General features: G+C 60.4%; 16 protein-coding genes. 11 read left to right on the top strand and 5 right to left on the bottom strand.

The features are described from left to right. The first annotated feature begins 93 nt into the window (after positions 1-93). Positions 94-504, top strand: coding sequence for a nucleoside diphosphate kinase regulator (gene rnk, locus VL130_RS04995; RefSeq protein ID WP_325361631.1), 411 nt, complete (start codon positions 94-96; stop codon positions 502-504). Positions 505-697: 193 nt separating this feature from the next. On the opposite strand, the gene grpE is transcribed toward rnk, so the two are convergent. Continuing rightward, a complete protein-coding gene (grpE, locus tag VL130_RS04990) occupies positions 698-1,303 on the bottom strand; it encodes a nucleotide exchange factor GrpE (protein ID WP_325361630.1) in 606 nt (201 codons plus the stop codon). Between the two features lie 33 nt (positions 1,304-1,336). Then, on the bottom strand, positions 1,337-2,428 hold the full coding sequence (hrcA, locus tag VL130_RS04985) for a heat-inducible transcriptional repressor HrcA (RefSeq protein WP_414636214.1): 1,092 nt from the start codon (positions 2,426-2,428) through the stop codon (positions 1,337-1,339). A gap of 111 nt (positions 2,429-2,539) precedes the next feature. Here hrcA and VL130_RS04980 point away from each other — a divergent pair, with 111 nt between their 5' ends. Together VL130_RS04980 and rph are read left to right on the top strand one after the other, a co-directional pair. Further along, the gene (locus VL130_RS04980; protein WP_325361629.1) at positions 2,540-2,896 is read left to right on the top strand and encodes a hypothetical protein; all 357 of its coding nucleotides are present in this window, start codon (positions 2,540-2,542) and stop codon (positions 2,894-2,896) included. Between the two features lie 103 nt (positions 2,897-2,999). Further along, positions 3,000-3,719 carry a ribonuclease PH gene (gene rph, locus VL130_RS04975; RefSeq protein ID WP_325362371.1) on the top strand — a complete coding sequence of 240 codons (720 nt, stop codon included), beginning with the start codon at positions 3,000-3,002 and terminating at the stop codon, positions 3,717-3,719. A gap of 94 nt (positions 3,720-3,813) precedes the next feature. Here the strand turns inward: rph and VL130_RS04970 are convergent, their stop codons facing one another. Continuing rightward, on the bottom strand, positions 3,814-4,023 hold the full coding sequence (locus tag VL130_RS04970; RefSeq protein ID WP_325361628.1) for a helix-turn-helix domain-containing protein: 210 nt from the start codon (positions 4,021-4,023) through the stop codon (positions 3,814-3,816). Next, positions 4,020-4,541 (bottom strand): DUF2975 domain-containing protein, encoded by a 522-nt coding sequence (locus VL130_RS04965; protein ID WP_325361627.1) that lies wholly within the window; start codon positions 4,539-4,541, stop codon positions 4,020-4,022. Before VL130_RS04965 ends, VL130_RS04970 begins: the two co-directional genes overlap by 4 nt. 104 nt (positions 4,542-4,645) lie before the next feature. Here VL130_RS04965 and rdgB point away from each other — a divergent pair, with 104 nt between their 5' ends. From rdgB to VL130_RS04925, 8 genes are all read left to right on the top strand, one after another. Then, positions 4,646-5,254, top strand: a complete 609-nt coding sequence (gene rdgB / locus VL130_RS04960) for an RdgB/HAM1 family non-canonical purine NTP pyrophosphatase (RefSeq protein WP_325361626.1) — start codon at positions 4,646-4,648, stop codon at positions 5,252-5,254. Between the two features lie 38 nt (positions 5,255-5,292). Further along, entirely contained in the window at positions 5,293-6,438 is a 1,146-nt protein-coding gene (gene hemW / locus VL130_RS04955) for a radical SAM family heme chaperone HemW (protein ID WP_325361625.1), read from the top strand. A 3-nt stretch (positions 6,439-6,441) separates the two neighbouring features. Then, positions 6,442-7,308, top strand: coding sequence for a 16S rRNA (cytidine(1402)-2'-O)-methyltransferase (rsmI, locus tag VL130_RS04950; protein ID WP_325361624.1), 867 nt, complete (start codon positions 6,442-6,444; stop codon positions 7,306-7,308). After that, the gene (locus VL130_RS04945; RefSeq protein WP_325361623.1) at positions 7,301-7,678 is read left to right on the top strand and encodes a YraN family protein; all 378 of its coding nucleotides are present in this window, start codon (positions 7,301-7,303) and stop codon (positions 7,676-7,678) included. Before rsmI ends, VL130_RS04945 begins: the two co-directional genes overlap by 8 nt. A 56-nt stretch (positions 7,679-7,734) precedes the next feature. Next, positions 7,735-8,688 (top strand): glutathione synthase, encoded by a 954-nt coding sequence (gshB, locus tag VL130_RS04940; protein WP_325361622.1) that lies wholly within the window; start codon positions 7,735-7,737, stop codon positions 8,686-8,688. Positions 8,689-8,880: 192 nt separating this feature from the next. Then, complete coding sequence (locus VL130_RS04935; protein ID WP_325361621.1) at positions 8,881-10,440, top strand: YifB family Mg chelatase-like AAA ATPase; 1,560 nt, start codon at positions 8,881-8,883, stop codon at positions 10,438-10,440. 82 nt (positions 10,441-10,522) lie between these two features. Continuing rightward, on the top strand, positions 10,523-12,049 hold the full coding sequence (locus tag VL130_RS04930; protein ID WP_325361620.1) for a response regulator: 1,527 nt from the start codon (positions 10,523-10,525) through the stop codon (positions 12,047-12,049). A gap of 53 nt (positions 12,050-12,102) precedes the next feature. Continuing rightward, on the top strand, positions 12,103-13,806 hold the full coding sequence (locus tag VL130_RS04925; RefSeq protein WP_325361619.1) for an AmpG family muropeptide MFS transporter: 1,704 nt from the start codon (positions 12,103-12,105) through the stop codon (positions 13,804-13,806). 139 nt (positions 13,807-13,945) lie between these two features. Here VL130_RS04925 and VL130_RS04920 read toward each other — a convergent pair whose 3' ends face one another. Further along, on the bottom strand, positions 13,946-16,228 hold the full coding sequence (locus VL130_RS04920) for an NADP-dependent malic enzyme (protein ID WP_325361618.1): 2,283 nt from the start codon (positions 16,226-16,228) through the stop codon (positions 13,946-13,948). Between the last annotated feature and the right edge of the window lie 115 nt (positions 16,229-16,343).

Raw genomic sequence — 16,343 nt, 5'->3', positions numbered from 1 at the left:
AATACAGCCTGATCGTCCTACCGGCACACCTCCTCAATTTTCTTTCCACCTGCGGCGATTTCCGTCGCGGGGGCCTCTTTCACGTATGAAATCATGTCCCAGACCCGTATCAAATCACCCGAACTTATCCGCCTGCCCGCCATCGTGATCGGGGAAGACGATCTCGACGCCCTGAACCGGCTGGCCGATCAGGCACGCGGTCACCTGGCCGCCGCCGCCCAACAGTTACTGACCGAACTGGAACGCGCCCGCATCGTGGCGCAAACCAAGCTGCCGGCGAAAACGGTTCGCATGGGTTCCATCGTCACCTTCACCATCGGCGACGGGCAGGCCCGCACTGCCGAACTGGTTTTCCCTGACCGGGCCGATATCGCCGCCGACCGCATCTCGATCCTGACGCCGGTCGGCGCGGCCCTTATCGGTGTTTCCGCCGGACAGACCATCGACTGGCGATCAACCGATGGCCGCCGCCGCAGCCTGACCGTCAACGCCGTAGCGGCTTAAAGCTCTATGGTTAAAAGCCCGCGCAGCTACCAGATATAGCCGTGAACAAACAGCTAACATAGCGATGTCAGCGATTCGTCGCTGATTCGTTTCCGTCGTGTTCGGGAGTCGGCGCGAAACCTGTTTACTTTTGAATCGCGCACAAAAAAGCCTCCGCAGCGAACTGCAGAGGCTTTCAACATATCAGCCGGATTTATTCGGCCTGCGTGTCGATCCGGTCGCCGGCGTCGGCGCCGTTGTTATCATAGCCGTTCTTCACCGGCGCGGCCGCCGACTTGGCGGCCACGGCCACCATGGCCGGACGGATGACGCGACCGAACAGTTCATACCCCGTCTGCATCACCATGATCACGCAACCGCCTTCAACATCTGTCGAAGGCTGTTCCATCACCGCCTGATGCAGGTGCGGATCGAACTTGTCGCCTTTCAGCGGATTGATTTTTTTGACGCCATTCTTCTCGAACGCGCCGGCCAGTTCCTTTTCGGTCATGTCGATGCCGGCGACGAAATTCTTGAAGGCCGGATCGCTGATTTCAGCCGGCACAGAGGCCAGGGCGCGTTGCAGCACATCGGCCACACCGAGCAGGCTGCTGGCGAACTTCTGGATGCCGAAGGCGCGCGCGTCATTGCCTTCGCGCTCGGCCCGGCGCTTGGTGTTCTCGGCTTCGGCGGCGTAACGCAGCGCCTGTTCCTTCAGGGCGGCGTTCTCGGCGGTCAGTTTTTCCAGCTCGGCATTCAGCAACTCGGTCGCGTCCTGCTCCAGCTCATAACCGTCTTCGTTTTCGATCTCGTCACTCATCTCGTAGTCCTCTTAAGCATTTGGAGCCGCCCCTTACTCAAGCAGGCGGCCCAGAATCCGGGCGGTGTAGTCCACAAGTGGGATGATGCGGGCATAATTCAACCGGGCAGGCCCGATCACGCCGATCGCACCCATCACCTTCGCCGCGCCCTTTTGCGGAGACACCATATAGGGCGCTGCAATAACAGCCGAACCCGACAAAGAAAACAGTTTCGACTCCGATCCGATGAAAATTCGCACACCTTGCGCGTCTTTCACATCATCGAGCAGGTCGATCAGCTCTTCCTTCTGTTCCAGATCCTCGAACAGCGAGCGCACGCGCTCCAGGTCTTCGAGGCTTTGGGTCTGTTCGAGCAGGTTGGCGCGGCCACGCACGATCAGGGCGCGCTTCTCCTTGTCGCCGCCCGACCAGACGGCCAGGCCGTTCTCAATCAGGGTGGCGGCGGCCTCATCCAGCTTCTGGCGCTCGGCTTCCAATTCGGTTTTCAATTCCACCCGCGCCTCGGACAAGGTGCGGCCCTTGAGGTGGGTATTGAGGTAGTTGGAGGCCTCGGCCAATACAGATGGCGTCATGCCGGGCGCCAGCGGCATCAGGCGGTTTTCCACCCGGCCGTCATCAAAGACCAGCACGGTCAGGGCCTGTTCGGCGGAAAGCGAGATAAATTCAACATGTTTCACCCCCGCTTCAAAAGACGGCGTCATCACAACACCCGCGCCGCCGGCCAGGCCGGAAAGCATCTGGCTGGCTTCGCGCAGCGCCTGATCGAAGGTCTGGCCGCGGCCTGTCAGGCGGGCTTCGATATCGCGCTTGGCCGCCTCGCCGATATCGCCGATTTCCAGCAGGCCATCGACGAACAGGCGCAGGCCCTGATGGGTCGGCATCCGGCCCGAAGAGGTGTGCGGCGCTGACAGAAGCCCCAGATGCGCCAGGTCCTGCATGGTGTTGCGGATCGAGGCCGGCGACAGGTGAACGCCGCCGCGCGACACGGTGCGCGACCCAACCGGCTCACCCGTTTCCAGATAGGTCTCGACGACATGGCGGAAGATATCGCGGGCACGCTGATCCATCTCGCTTAAGGAGGCGCTCGAATTCAGCAGGCCGGTCATGTGGGGGGAGTGTGTCATTTGACTGTAGTTTAGCAAAGCCGGAGCCGCAACGCCAAGCCTTTAAAAGCGGCCACAATTGTGCCATAATAGCGGGAGAAATCTGTCGGGACCCTAATTTCGGAGCGTAACATGCGTATTGCCAAACCCGCCTTCGTTCTGATCCTCGCAGGGCTGGCCTCTGTCGCCACCGCCAAGGATTACGCCTATACCGCACCGGCTTCGCCCGCGGTTATTGAAGCGCTGCAAACGCCGGACAAGACGCCTGATCCTTCGACATATGCCGATCTCGGCAAGCGGGCGGATACCACCGCGATAGATACCACGCCCGGCCTGATCCGTCCGGCTACGCGTATCGCGGAGTGGACATCGCACGACGACAACCATCGCGGCTTTGCCTGCGCCGACGCCAAATGCAAGACGGAGACGCCGGTTTACAATACCCGTACCCCTCTGGAGCAGGAACAGGGCCGCGCAGGCGTCAACTGATCCTTTTTCGGTTTCTTTGCGCCACATGACCTGTTAGGGCAGTCTCACATTTTTCATGAGGCTTGCCATGTCGCACTTCGACGCCCTTTCGGCGCTTAAAACCATCCGCCCCTCCAACCGCAAGCCCGATCAGATGCGCGTGGTGACGCTGGAAACCGGTGTGACGCGTTACGCCGAAGGCTCGTGCCTGGTGACTTTCGGGCACACCAAGGTGCTGGTCACCGCCTCGCTGGAACAGGGTGTGCCAGGCTTCCTCAAGGGCAAGGGCCAGGGCTGGGTGACCGCCGAATACGGCATGCTGCCGCGCTCGACCCACACCCGTTCGCGCCGCGAAGCCGCCGCCGGCAAGCAATCGGGCCGCACGCAGGAAATCCAGCGCCTGATCGGCCGTTCGATGCGCGCCGTTGTCGATCTGAAAGCGCTGGGCGAGCGCCAGATCACCCTCGATTGCGACGTCCTGCAAGCCGATGGCGGCACCCGCACCGCCTCGATCACCGGCGCCTGGGTGGCGCTTTCCCTGGCCTGCAACAAACTGGTGGCCGACAAGGTGCTGGAAAAGTCGCCGATCATCGATCAGGTGGCTGCCATTTCCTGCGGCATCTTTGAAAACACCCCTGTACTCGATCTCGATTACGATGAAGATTCCAACGCCGAAACCGACGCCAATTTCGTCATCACCGGTAACCTCGACGCCGTTGAAATCCAGGCGACCGGCGAAAAACGCGGCTTCTCGCGTAATGAGTTCAACGCGCTGTATGATCTCGGCATCAAGGGCGCCAAGGAACTGTTTGAATTGCAGACCGCGGCTTTGGCAGCGAAATAACTATCTCTTGTACCTCCCCGACTTGTCGGGGAGCCTGGCGACCGGCGCCGGGGGGCCGCGCCGAAGGCATGGTGGTGGTAGGGTTTCTGACTTTCTATTCTTCATCCATCACATATTCGATCAGGTCGCCCGGCTGGCAGCCCAGCGACCGGCACAGGCATTCGAGCGTCCTGAGTCGCAAGGCCAATGCCTTCTGATCACGCAGAACTTCGAGGTCACGCACGCTGATGCCGGTTCGGTCCGACAGTTCGACGATCGACAAGCGCTTACGGGCCAGCACTTCCGCCAACTTGAGTCTAATCATATCGTGTGGTCCACTTCCTGGCGCAGGCGGGCGCCTTCCTTGAAGACCTCCGCCAGCACGAAGACCACAAGCACAGCGAACCAGGTCGTCACCGCACGCAGGCCATAGATCGGCTCAAAATGCAGGTGGAACACACCCGCAGCCACGCCGCGCGCCAGATAACCGAAGACCTCCAGCGCGCCGAGACCAAAGCCGATCCAGCGCAGGCGGATGGTGTTGTCGGGATGGAAGACGTCGCCTTCGGCCAGGGTGCGGAATATCCGGCGCGTCCAGTGCGTGATCAGCAGATAACCGGCCAGCGAGGCGCCAAAGGCCATCAGCATGAAGGCCATCGACCCGGCCGACAGACTGGCATCGACATTAAAGCGACGCACCGCTTCAGACGCCAGGTTCGGCACACTGAGCAGGCAGACCGACAACGCCACCACAACCGCGATCAGGCTGTACAGGCCGTAATAGACGACATCGAGCGCCGTCTTCAGCAGGCTGGAAATGGAGCGCGGCCCCAGAAAACGCATTGCATGATCCTCAAATTCTCTTTTACCTTCCATAAGTTCAACACAAAACACAAGTGACCTATTTGTAAGGATAGGCTAGAAGGCGGCAAAACGAGAGAACATATATGCCCCTGCACCTGATCCCCGGCCAGAAGCTGATCGCCGCCACGCATAATCCCGGCAAGGCGGTCGAGATTTCTGCCATGCTCGGTGGCCGCTACGAGGTGATCACCGCCGGCTCGCTCGGTCTGCCTGAGCCGCCGGAAACCGAAGTCAGCTTTATCGGCAACGCCATCCTGAAAGCCCGCCACGCCGCCATGAGCGCCGGCATCGTGGCGCTTGCCGATGATTCCGGCCTGAGCATCGAAGCACTGGATGGCGACCCCGGCATCTACAGCGCGCGCTGGGCCGGCCCGTACAAGGATTTCGATCGCGCCATGGAGGTGATTGAGCACAAGATGCGTATTGCCTCTGAGGACGGAAAAACCAGTCGCAAGGCATGGTTCACCTGCGCCCTGGCTGTCGCCTGGCCGGAAGGTCATGCGGCGGTTTTCGAGGGCCGCGTCGATGGCGAGATCGTTTTCCCGAAGCGCGGGACCAAGGGCTTTGGCTACGATCCGATCTTCCAGCCCAATGGCTATGACATAACCTTTGCTGAAATGGACATGGAAGCCAAGGACAGGATCAGCCACCGCCACCTCGCCTTCGAGCAATTGCGGGCGGCGCTATTTTGATCGCAAATAACATCTCCTCCCCTGCGTTAGCGGGGGAGGTGTCGCGGCGTCAGTCCGCGACGGAGGGGGCCACTCCACTCGCCCTCTATATCCACTGGCCCTACTGTTCGCGCATCTGCCCCTATTGCGATTTCAACGTCACGCGTGATCGCGGACAATCCTCGCAGCGTGCCCTGTTCGACGCCATTCTGCGCGATATGCGGACGCAAGCTGCGGACTTAGGCCCGCGCCAACTGGCCAGCGTTTTTTTCGGGGGCGGCACGCCTTCGCTCTTGCCGCCGGACTGGGTGGCCGAACTGATCGCGCAGGCGAGAGACCTCTTTCCGTACACGGACAATATAGAAATCACGCTCGAGGCCAATCCGACTGATGCCGAGATTTCACGCTATGAAGCCTTCCGCGCCGCCGGCATCAACCGCCTGTCGCTGGGCGTGCAATCGCTCGATGACCAGGCGCTGAAATTCCTTGGCCGCAACCATTCCGCCGCTGAGGCCATTCGCGGCATCGAGACGGCGCAGAAGGTCTTCGGGCGCGTCTCGCTCGACCTGATCTACGCCCTGCCCGATCAGACCTTAGACGCCTGGGAAAGCGAACTGCGCGCCGCCGCGGCGCTCGGTATAGAGCACATCTCGCCCTATCAGCTCACCATCGAACAGACCACGCCGTTTGGCCGCGCCGTCAAACGTAAGCTGTGGTCACCGCCGGAAGAAGAGCTGGCCGAGAGCTTCTATTTCCGCACGCTCGATGTGCTGGAATCGCTGGCTTTTGAGGCTTACGAGGTCTCCAATCACGCGCGCGGACCCGCCTCCCGCTCAGCGCATAATGTTCTGATCTGGGAAGGCATCGACTATATGGGCATCGGCCCCGGCGCGCATGGGCGTTTGACCCGCGACGGCATGCGCCACGCCACCATCGCCAACCGCGACCTGAAAGACTACACCGCCGCCAAAAACCCGATCGAATCCGAACCCTTAAGCCCTCTGGAAGCCGAAGAAGAAGCCCTGATGCTGGGTCTGCGAGTAGCCGAAGGCGTGGCGCTCAATCGCCTGCCTACCCTGCCCGTTGCCGAAAAAGCCGCGCCCCTGATCGCGCAGGGCTTTATGGACCTGACGCCGGATCGCCTGCGCGCCACACCCAAAGGCCGGGTTGTGCTGGACCGGCTGCTGTTTGAACTGCTAGGCTAAACTATGGAATCTCTCTTCGCCCCGCCGCCACGCGCTGTCTCTCCCGGCCTCTATATTGTCTCCACGCCGATCGGCAATCTGCGCGATATTACCCTGCGCGCGCTCGATATATTGCGCGCCGCCGATGTGGTGCTGGCCGAGGATACCCGCGTGGCCGGCAAGCTGCTGGCCGCCTACGATCTCAAAAAAAAGCTGCTGCGCTATGACGATCATGCTGGCGACAAGATTCTGCCGGAAATCCTGCAGCGCCTTGCCGATGGCCAGATCATCGCCCAGGTCTCCGACGCCGGCACGCCCCTGATCAACGATCCCGGCTTCCGGCTGGTCAGCGAGGCGCAGAAGGCCGGCGCCAAGGCCCATCCGATCCCCGGCGCCTCGGCGGTGCTGGCGGCGCTCTGTCTCTCTGGATTACCGACTGACCGCTTCCTGTTCGCCGGGTTCCTGCCCAACAAATCGGCAGCACGGAAAACCTTCCTGAGCGAATTTACCACCAATCCAGCCACGCTCGTCCTGTTCGAGACTGGCCCGCGCCTGCACGACTCCCTCACCGATATCCTCGCCACCCTCGGCGACCGTGAGGCCTGTGTCTGCCGCGAACTGACCAAGCTTTACGAAACGGCGCATCGCGGCACGCTCTCCGAACTGGTCGCCGATCCGGCGCTGGCCGAACCCAAGGGCGAGATCGTTCTTGTCATCGCCCCGCCGGTCGAGACCGCGCCTTCCGCCGATAATCTGGAGGAAGCCTTGAAACTGGCGCTGGAGCAATATGCGCCGGCCGATGCCGCCCGTCAGCTTTCGGCCATGTTCGGCCTGCCGCGAAAAATGATCTATCAGAAAGCGCTCGAAATGCAGGGGAAAATGCGTGGATAGGGCGCTTCGGGGAGCGAAAGCGCATAAACGCGGCCATCTGGCCGAATATATCGCGCTCGCTCACCTGATGTTGAAAGGCTACCGCATCCTTGGTTTCCGCCTGAAAATGCCGCAGGGCGAGATCGATATCCTGGCGCAGAAAAGCAGGCGGCTGCATCTGGTCGAGGTCAAGCAGCGCCGCTCGCACGAAGAGGCCATCGAAACCGTTTCCTCAATCCAGCAGGAACGCCTGTGGCAGGCCGGACTGGCCTTGCAGGAAAAGAAACCACGCTTGCGCAAGCTCGATCTGGTCATCGATCTCTACACGATCGCACCGGGGCAATGGCCGCGTCACCAGATCAATGCCTTTGAGAAAATAGAGCGTTTCTGAACTTGCCATAAGCCTGTCTGCGTCTCATATGACGAAGAGCATAAAGGAACACCGCAATGAGCCTCCGCGTCGCCGTCCAGATGGACCCCATCGAGAACATCAATATCGGTGGCGACACCACCTTCCTGCTGATGATGGCGGCTCAAAGACGCGGCCACACGCTTTGGGTCTACCAACCCGAACATCTGAGCTACGAAGACGGCAAGCCCTTCGCCCGCGCCCGCAAGGTGACGCTGCGCGAGGTGAAAGGCGATCACGTCACGGTCGGCGACTATGAAAAGCTTGACCTGGCCTCCGATCTCGACGTCATCCTGATGCGCCAGGACCCGCCCTTCGATATCGCCTACATCACCGCCACCTATCTGCTGGAAACCGTCCATCCGAAGACCCTGGTGGTCAATAACCCGACCAGCGTGCGCGATGCGCCGGAAAAGCTGCTGGCCACGCGTTTCCCCGGCCTGCAACCGCCCACCCTGATCTCCTCCGATCCGGTGGCCCTGCATGATTTCTTTGCGCGCCACGGCGACTGCATCCTCAAGCCCCTGCATGGTGCCGCCGGCAATGGCATCATCAAGCTCAAGGCCGGCGACCGCAATCTCGATGCCCTGATCGAGATTTTCGGCAGCATGAGCCGCGAGCCGGTTATTCTGCAAAAATTTATCCCGGCGGTCAGCGCCGGCGACAAGCGCATTATCCTGATCGACGGTGAAATCATAGGCGGCATCAACCGCGTGCCGGAAGAAGGCGCCGTGAGGTCCAACCTGCGCGTCGGCGGCACGGCCGTACCGCTGGTGCTCACAAAACGTGATCGAGAGATCTGCGAGATCCTAAAGCCGGTGCTCAAGGAAAAAGGTCTTATGTTTGTGGGCATTGACGTGATCGGCGATTACCTCACCGAAATCAACGTCACCTCGCCCACCGGTGCCGTGCAGTTAAAGGCGTTCGAGGGGGTTGATGCCGGCGAGATTTTGTGGGATCGCATTGAAGAGACGCTGCAAAATCAGACCTGATAACGAGGCTGATTTTCGTCCAAAAACTGTGAACATACCGCGATTTGATCCGACTTCACATATGCAAGCGGGCAATATTTCCTGTTTGTTCCATTTTTGTTCTTGATTTGTATTTTTCGCCGCGCTAGTCTGTGGATAATTCCAGTATAGGCGTACCAGCACAGCGGCAAAATATAAAACGGGGGCAAAGACATGCCGGCGCGGATAACCACCATTGCGTTTGAAGGCGCCGAAGCGCGCCGGGTCGAGGCCGAGGTTGTCTTCACCAATGGTCAGGTCGGTTTTCAGCTTGTCGGTCTGGGGGACAAGGCCGTGGCGGAAAGCCGCGAACGGGTACGCGGGGCCTTCGCCGGCATGGGCCTGAGCCTGCCCGGCAAACGCATCGTGGCGGCACTTTCCCCCGCCGATCTGCCGAAAGAAGGCTCGCATTTCGATCTGCCGATCGCGCTGGCGGTGATGACCGCCATGGGCGTCATCCCTGAAGATGCCTTGTCCGGCTATGTTTGTGTCGGTGAACTCAGGCTGGATGGCCGCATTGCGCCAATCAGTGGTGCCCTGCCCGCCGCCATCGCGGCGTCGAGTTACGGTATGGGCTTGATCTGTCCGGCGGATAATGGTGCTGAGGCCGCCTGGGCGGGTGATGTCAATATTCTGGCGCCGGCATCGCTGATTGCCCTGATCAATCATTTCAAGGGCCATAGCGTGCTGTCGCCGCCCGTCGCCGGTGAGATAAAAGCGCCGGCCAAGCCGCTCGATCTCAACGAAGTCAAAGGGCAGGAAGTCCCCAAGCGCGCCCTGGAAATCGCCGCGGCGGGTGGGCATAATCTGCTGTTCGTCGGACCGCCGGGGTCGGGCAAGTCGATGCTGGCCCAGCGTTTGCCGGGCATTTTGCCGCCGCTGACCTCGCGCGAACTGCTGGAAACCTCGCAGGTGTGGTCGATGGCCGGCCTTATCGCCAAGGGCGAACTGACGCGAGAACGGCCCTTCCGCGCGCCGCACCATTCGGCCTCGATGGCGGCGCTCACTGGCGGCGGCATGCGCGCCAAGCCGGGCGAGGTGTCACTAGCGCACAATGGCGTACTTTTTTTAGATGAGCTGCCGGAATTTTCGCCGCAAGCGCTGGATTCCCTGCGTCAACCACTGGAAACCAATGACATCATCGTGGCGCGGGCCAATCACCACGTCAAATATCCGGCGCGGGTGCAGCTTGTGGCGGCGATGAATCCCTGCCGCTGCGGCTATGGCGGTGTAGGGAAAGGCGCCTGTGGCAAGGCACCGCGCTGTATCAAGGATTATCAGAGCCGGGTGTCAGGCCCGCTGATGGATCGCATTGATTTACAGATAGATGTGCCACCCGTCACCGCCATGGATATGAGCCTGCCTGCACCCGCCGAAGGGTCAAAAGAGGTGGCGGCGCGGGTGCTGGCGGCGCGGGACATTCAGCTTGATCGCGCCAGGCGGCTTGATCTGGCCACGGATAATAGCCTGAACGCCACCGCTTATGGCTCAGGTCTAGAGCAGATTTGCGCGCTCGATGACAAGGCCAAAGCCTTGTTGACTCAGGCGGCACAGCAAACCGGCCTGAGCGCCCGTGGCTGGACACGCACCCTGCGTCTGGCGCGCACCATAGCCGATCTCGAACAATCTAGCCCCGTTCTGCGTCGCCATGTTGCGGAAGCCTTGATCTACCGCCGAACGGCGACAACCGATGATCAGGTGGAGGCGCGGATGCAAGGTCGTGTGCCGATTTAATATCGGCCAGGTCGCATTGGAGCTAACTTAACCTTTTCAAGCTATGGTGCCTCTATCAGAAGAGCCAGGCGGAAAAATCCCCATGCCAATTTCTATTACAGGTCATGATTCAGAAGAATATCTGTCGCCGGAAGAGCGGCTCAAGGCGCGCGAAGATTTTTTCCGCCTGATGAGCCATGAAATCCGCACACCGCTCAATGGTGTAATGGGCATGTTGTCCCTGCTGACCCGCACGCCGCTGTCTCCCGATCAGGCGTCTTACGTCCAGACGGCGCGTGAATCCGGCGATCATCTGCTGACACTCGTCAATGACCTGCTCGATTACGCCCGCATTGACGCCGGCCGTATTGAACTGGAAACCTCGGAAGTCCATCTCGAACCCCTGCTGCAGGGCGTCGCAGAGTTGCTGTCGCCACGCGCCCACGCCAACGGCATTGAAATCGTGTGGTCACTTGATCCGCGACTTGATTATATCCATGCCGATGAAGGCCGCCTGCGCCAGATTTTGTTTAATCTGGCCGGCAATGCCATCAAGTTCACCACCAAAGGCGGCGTTCTGATTCATGTCGGGTTAAGCGATGCCGGCCTCATTCGTTTCATTGTGCGGGATACCGGCGCCGGTATTCCGAAAGAAGCCCGCCAGCGCATTTTTGAAGAATATGGCCAGGCCGAGCCGAGCCATGCCACCCGCTATGGCGGGGCAGGACTAGGGCTGGTGGTTGTCAAAAAGCTGGTCGATGTCATGCAGGGCGCGCTTACCCTCGATAGTGAAGTCGGCCAGGGATCACGTTTTATGGTCGAATTCCGTGCGCCCTATGGCCTGCGAAATAAGCCGTCGCACAGCCGCTATCCCCATGCCGTCGCCTTTATCGGTGACAATGACATCCTGGCCGAAGGCGCGCAAAGCCATCTGGCGGCGGGCGATTGCCGGCTGCGTATAGTTGCGCGTCCCGAAGATATTTTTGACCCGCAGGCCATCATCCTGGCTGACCGGGCGACCTTTGACGCCCCTGTCGCCGCGCCCTCGCCACGCAGCCTGATCCTGCTGGCGCCAGAACAGCGTGACGAAATCGCCGCCTGGCGCGAAATGGGCTGGTCGGGTTATCTCATCAAGCCTTTGCGCCGCTCATCCCTGCTGGAGCGCCTGGAGACACTGCACGATCAGGAAAAGAAGATCGAGCCAAAGCCGCAAAATGACGATGAGCGCATTGTCAGCGAATCCGCCCCGGACAAGTCAGTGCTTCTGGTCGAAGATAATCCGGTTAATGCCCTGCTGGCGCAGATCCTGCTCCAGCGCGAGGGCTGCCGCGTCGAACGTGCGTCTTCCGGTGAGGAGGCCATAGATATTCTGAAACACCGGCAGTTTGACATCATCTTTATGGATCTTGGTCTGCCCGGCATCGACGGTATCGGCGCGGCGCGTGAAATCCGCGCCATGGGCATCCGCACGCCGGTCATCGCCCTGACCGCCAACGCTTATGAAGAAGACCGTCGCGCCAGCATCCACGCCGGTATGAACGATTTCCTGACTAAGCCAATCGAACTGGTGGCGCTGAAACACCGCCTCCAGACCTGGACCGGCGAACACCCAACTGCCAAAAGCGCTTAACAGCGGCGACAACTTCCCTTAGGCTGCTCTTTGACAAATCAAAGAGGCCGCCCATGACCGAATCACCCGCGCCCGCCGCGCCTGAAAAGAAAACGCTGTGGCAAAGCCTGAAGCCGTTTTTCTCGCGGCCCGCCCTGGTGATGATCCTGCTCGGATTTTCGTCCGGCCTTCCGTTGTCATTGATCTTCGACACCTTGTCGGTCTGGCTGCGCACCGCTGATCTGTCCCTGACCACGATCAGTTATTTTTCGCTCGTCACCTTTGTCTACAGCCTGAAATTCGTCTGGGCGCCGGTGCTCGATCGCGTCGGCATTCCGGGCCTGACCTTTATGCTGGGCCATCGGCGTGGCTGGATATTGGTCAGCCAGGTCGTTATCATGCTTGGCCTGTGGGTGATTTCGACCATGAATCCGCATACCCAGCTTGGCCTGATGGCAGTGGCCGCCATTGTCATCGGCTTCGCGGGCGCCACTCAGGATATCGTCATCGACGCCTGGCGGATCGAAACCGCCGGCGACTCCGATTCCCGTCAGGCGGTCATGGCCACCGCCACCGCCTGGGGGTCACGCATCGCGCCGTTTGTTTCGGGGATCGTGCCGTTGATGCTGGCCGATACGCTTGGCTGGGGCTTCGCCTATGCCCTGATGGCGGGTCTGATGGTGCTTGGTGTCATCGCCGTTTTGCTGGCCCCGAAGGAGGCCGAACACAAGGTTCGCCCCATCGATTACGGCGATGCCCCATCACGCCCGGCGTTGGAAGTTTTTGAATGGGTTGGCCGGCTGGTACTGATGTTCGCCGCCATCTGCCTGATGGGTGCCGGCCTGACCGCCAATATCGACCTGTTCCGGTTTGCCTTTCCGTCAGCCGAAGTCTTTGACGCCGCCAGATCCGCCTGGACCAGCAAGACGACCGGCGTCTTCTGGCAGGTGCCCGCTGTCCTGATCGGTCTCAGCCTGATCATCACCGCCTGCTTGCCCTTGCCGGGGAAGCTGACCCGGCCGGGCGCCTATCTGCGCCAGACCTTCGTTACGCCCATCGCCGCCTTTTTCGAGCGCTACCAGAATATTGCCGGGCTGATCCTGGCGCTGATCTGCCTTTATCGCGTTTCGGATTTCCTGCTGAACGTCAACGGCGCCTTTTATGTCGATCTCGGCTTTGACCTGACCACCATCGCCGGGGTACGCAAGGTTTTCGGCGTGATCATGACCATTGTCGGGGTCAGTATCGGCGGCATCACCATGACGCGCTTCGGCATGAAGACCGGCCTGATTTTCGGCGCGATTGTCGGCTCTTTCTCCAACATGGCCTATGCCTGGCTGGCGACGCAGGGCAATGATGTGGTCGCCTTTTCGATCACTCTGGCCATTGACAACGCTTCGGCGGGCGTGGCCGGCACTGTGCTGATCGCCTATATGTCGTCCTTGATTTCAAAGGGTTATGCCGCGCAGCAATATGCGCTGTTTACCTCACTTTATGCCTTGCCCGGCAAGATGCTGGCCTCGCAATCGGGGCGCATCGTCGAATCGACGGCTCGCAGTTCAGATGCCGGTGGCTGGGCGCAATCCCTCCGGCCTTTATTCAGTCACTTGACGCCGGAATCCTTCGCCAAGCCCGCCGCCGTGCTGGGTGTTTCACGTGAAGCTTTGGGCACGGGTTACATTGTCTTCTTCACTTACAGCTCCGTCATCGGCGTGCTCGCCATTATCCTGTGCGTCTGGTTGAACAGTATTCCGCAGGTTCTGGACGATGATGACTAAGTTTTGGGGCCGAGGGGTCCGCGCCCCCTCGCCTTACCTGAGAAACAAAAAAGACGGCTCCTAAAGGGGCCGTCTTTTTTGTTTATTAAGATGAAGACGAAGGAGCCACAGGCCCCTTCACTCCAAAACATCGTCAGCGTCAGCCCTTCGCAGACGCCCGGATATCATAGGCGGCAAACGTCGCCATCGTCAGGATCTTCGACACCGAATCCGACAACTGGCAAATCTGAACCGACTTGGACAGGCCCAGCAACAACGGGCCGACGACCGTGGCGCCACCCAGGGCTTCGATCATCTTGGTCGAGATCGAGGCCGATTGAATGGCGGGCATGATCAGCACATTGGCCGGCGCGGTCAGGCGCTGGAAAGGATAGTTGGCCCACATGGCCGGTTCCAGCGCCACGTCGGGCGGCATCTCGCCTTCAAACTCAAAATCAACGCCGCGTTCTTCCAGCAGGCGCACCGCTTTCTTGACGCGATCCGAACGTTCGCCCGACGGATTTCCGAAGGTCGAATAGCTCATGAAAGCGACGCGCGGCGTATGGCCCATCGCCCGCACCGCCATGGCGGCTTCGATGGCGATGTCGCCGAGTTCTTCCGGCGTCGGCGTTTCAGCGACCGTGGTATCGGCCACAAAGATGGTCCGGCCCTTGGCCAGCACGATCGAAAGCCCCATGATGCGGCCACCCGGCGCCGGATCGACCACGCGCAGAACATCATCGAGCGACTTGTCGAACGAGCGCGTTACACCGGTGACCATGCCGTCTGCATGGCCGGAAATGACCATGGCGGCGGCGAAGGAGTTGCGATCCAGGTTGATCAGGCGATCGACATCGCGCTTCAGATAGCCTTCACGCTGGAGGCGCGAATAAAGCAATTGCGAATAGGCGGCGTTGCGATGCGACAGGCGGGCATTGACGATCTCGATGCCCTCCTCTTTCGGATCGATACCGGCGGCGCGCATATTGTCTTCAACGAGGTTTTCGCGGCCGCACAGGATCGGCGTGCCAAGCCCTTGCAGTTTGAAGGCGTGGGCGGCGCGGATGACCGAAATATCCTCGCCCTCGGCAAAGACAATGCGCTTCGATGGGCGCGAGCGGACCGCCGAGGTGATCGATTGCAGGAAACCGGCCGACGGATCGAGGCGCTGCGCCAGCGATTTGCGGTAGGCGTCCATATCGGTGATTGGCTTGCGGGCCACGCCGGTATCCATGGCGGCCTGCGCCACGAAGGGCGGCACGTACCAGATCAGGCGCGGATCGAACGGTGATGGAATGATATAGTCGGGGCCGAATTTCAGATGGCGGCCCTGATAGGCGGCGGCCACTTCATCGGGCACGTCTTCGCGGGCGAGCTGCGCCAGGGCGTGGGCGGCCGCCAGCTTCATCTCGTGATTGACGCGACGGGCGCGAACATCGAGCGCGCCGCGGAAAATATAGGGGAAACCAAGCACGTTATTGACCTGGTTCGGGTAGTCCGAACGGCCGGTGGCGACGATGGCGTCACTGCGCACGCTGGCGACCTCTTCCGGCGTGATTTCCGGGTCCGGATTGGCCATGGCGAAAATGATTGGCTTGTCGGCCATGGTAGCCACCATCTCAGGCGTCAGCACGCCCTTGGCGGAGAGGCCCAGGAAGATGTCGGCCCCGACCATCGCCTCAGCCAGGGTACGCTTGCTGGTTTTGGTGGCGTGTGGCGCCTTCCACTGGTCCATATCGACCGTGCGGCCTTCATAAACGACGCCGTGGATATCGCAGACTGTGGTGTTCTCGTGTTTGACGCCGAGCGACTTGAGCAGGGACAGTGACGACAGACCCGCCGCGCCGGCGCCACACAGCACCACCTTGACGTCCTCGATCTTCTTGCCGGTGATTTCCATCGCGTTGATCAGGCCCGCCGAAGCGATAATGGCCGTGCCGTGCTGGTCATCGTGGAACACCGGGATATCGGCCAAGTCCTGCAAGGCGGCTTCGATGATGAAGCATTCGGGCGACTTGATGTCTTCGAGATTGATGCCGCCGAAACTCGCCGTGATATTCTTCACCACCGTGATGAATTCGTCCGGATCTTGCGTCGCCACCTCGATATCGAAGCTGTCGATATCGCTGAAACGCTTGAAAAGCACGGCCTTGCCTTCCATAACCGGCTTGGAGGCCAGCGCACCGAGATTGCCGAGGCCGAGGATCGCGGTACCGTTCGAGATCACCGCCACCATATTGCCCTTGGACGTGTAGTCGTAGGCGGCTTCCGGATCGGCGGCGATACGCAGCACCGGCACAGCCACGCCCGGCGAATAGGCCAGGGCCAGGTCGCGCTGGGTCGCCATCGGCTTGGTCGCCATCAGGGCGATCTTGCCCGGCTGGGGATACTGGTGAAGATGCAGCGCTTCTTCGTCGCTGAAGGTCTGTTTTTCGGTGGTCATGATTTTGGGGAACTCTGGACGATGTGGCGATTTATATTATAATTATGGACGTATTGTCCCTACGGAATAGAACAAGATCAACAACTTATAAAGGGTCTACAAGGTCGCAGGGGCA

Origin of the sequence: Asticcacaulis sp., from assembly GCF_035497195.1 — a bacterium.
Classification (GTDB): Bacteria; Pseudomonadota; Alphaproteobacteria; order Caulobacterales; family Caulobacteraceae; genus Asticcacaulis.
The sequence above is the reverse complement of the archived record's forward strand: the minus strand, read 5'-3'. Positions and strand labels throughout refer to the sequence as shown.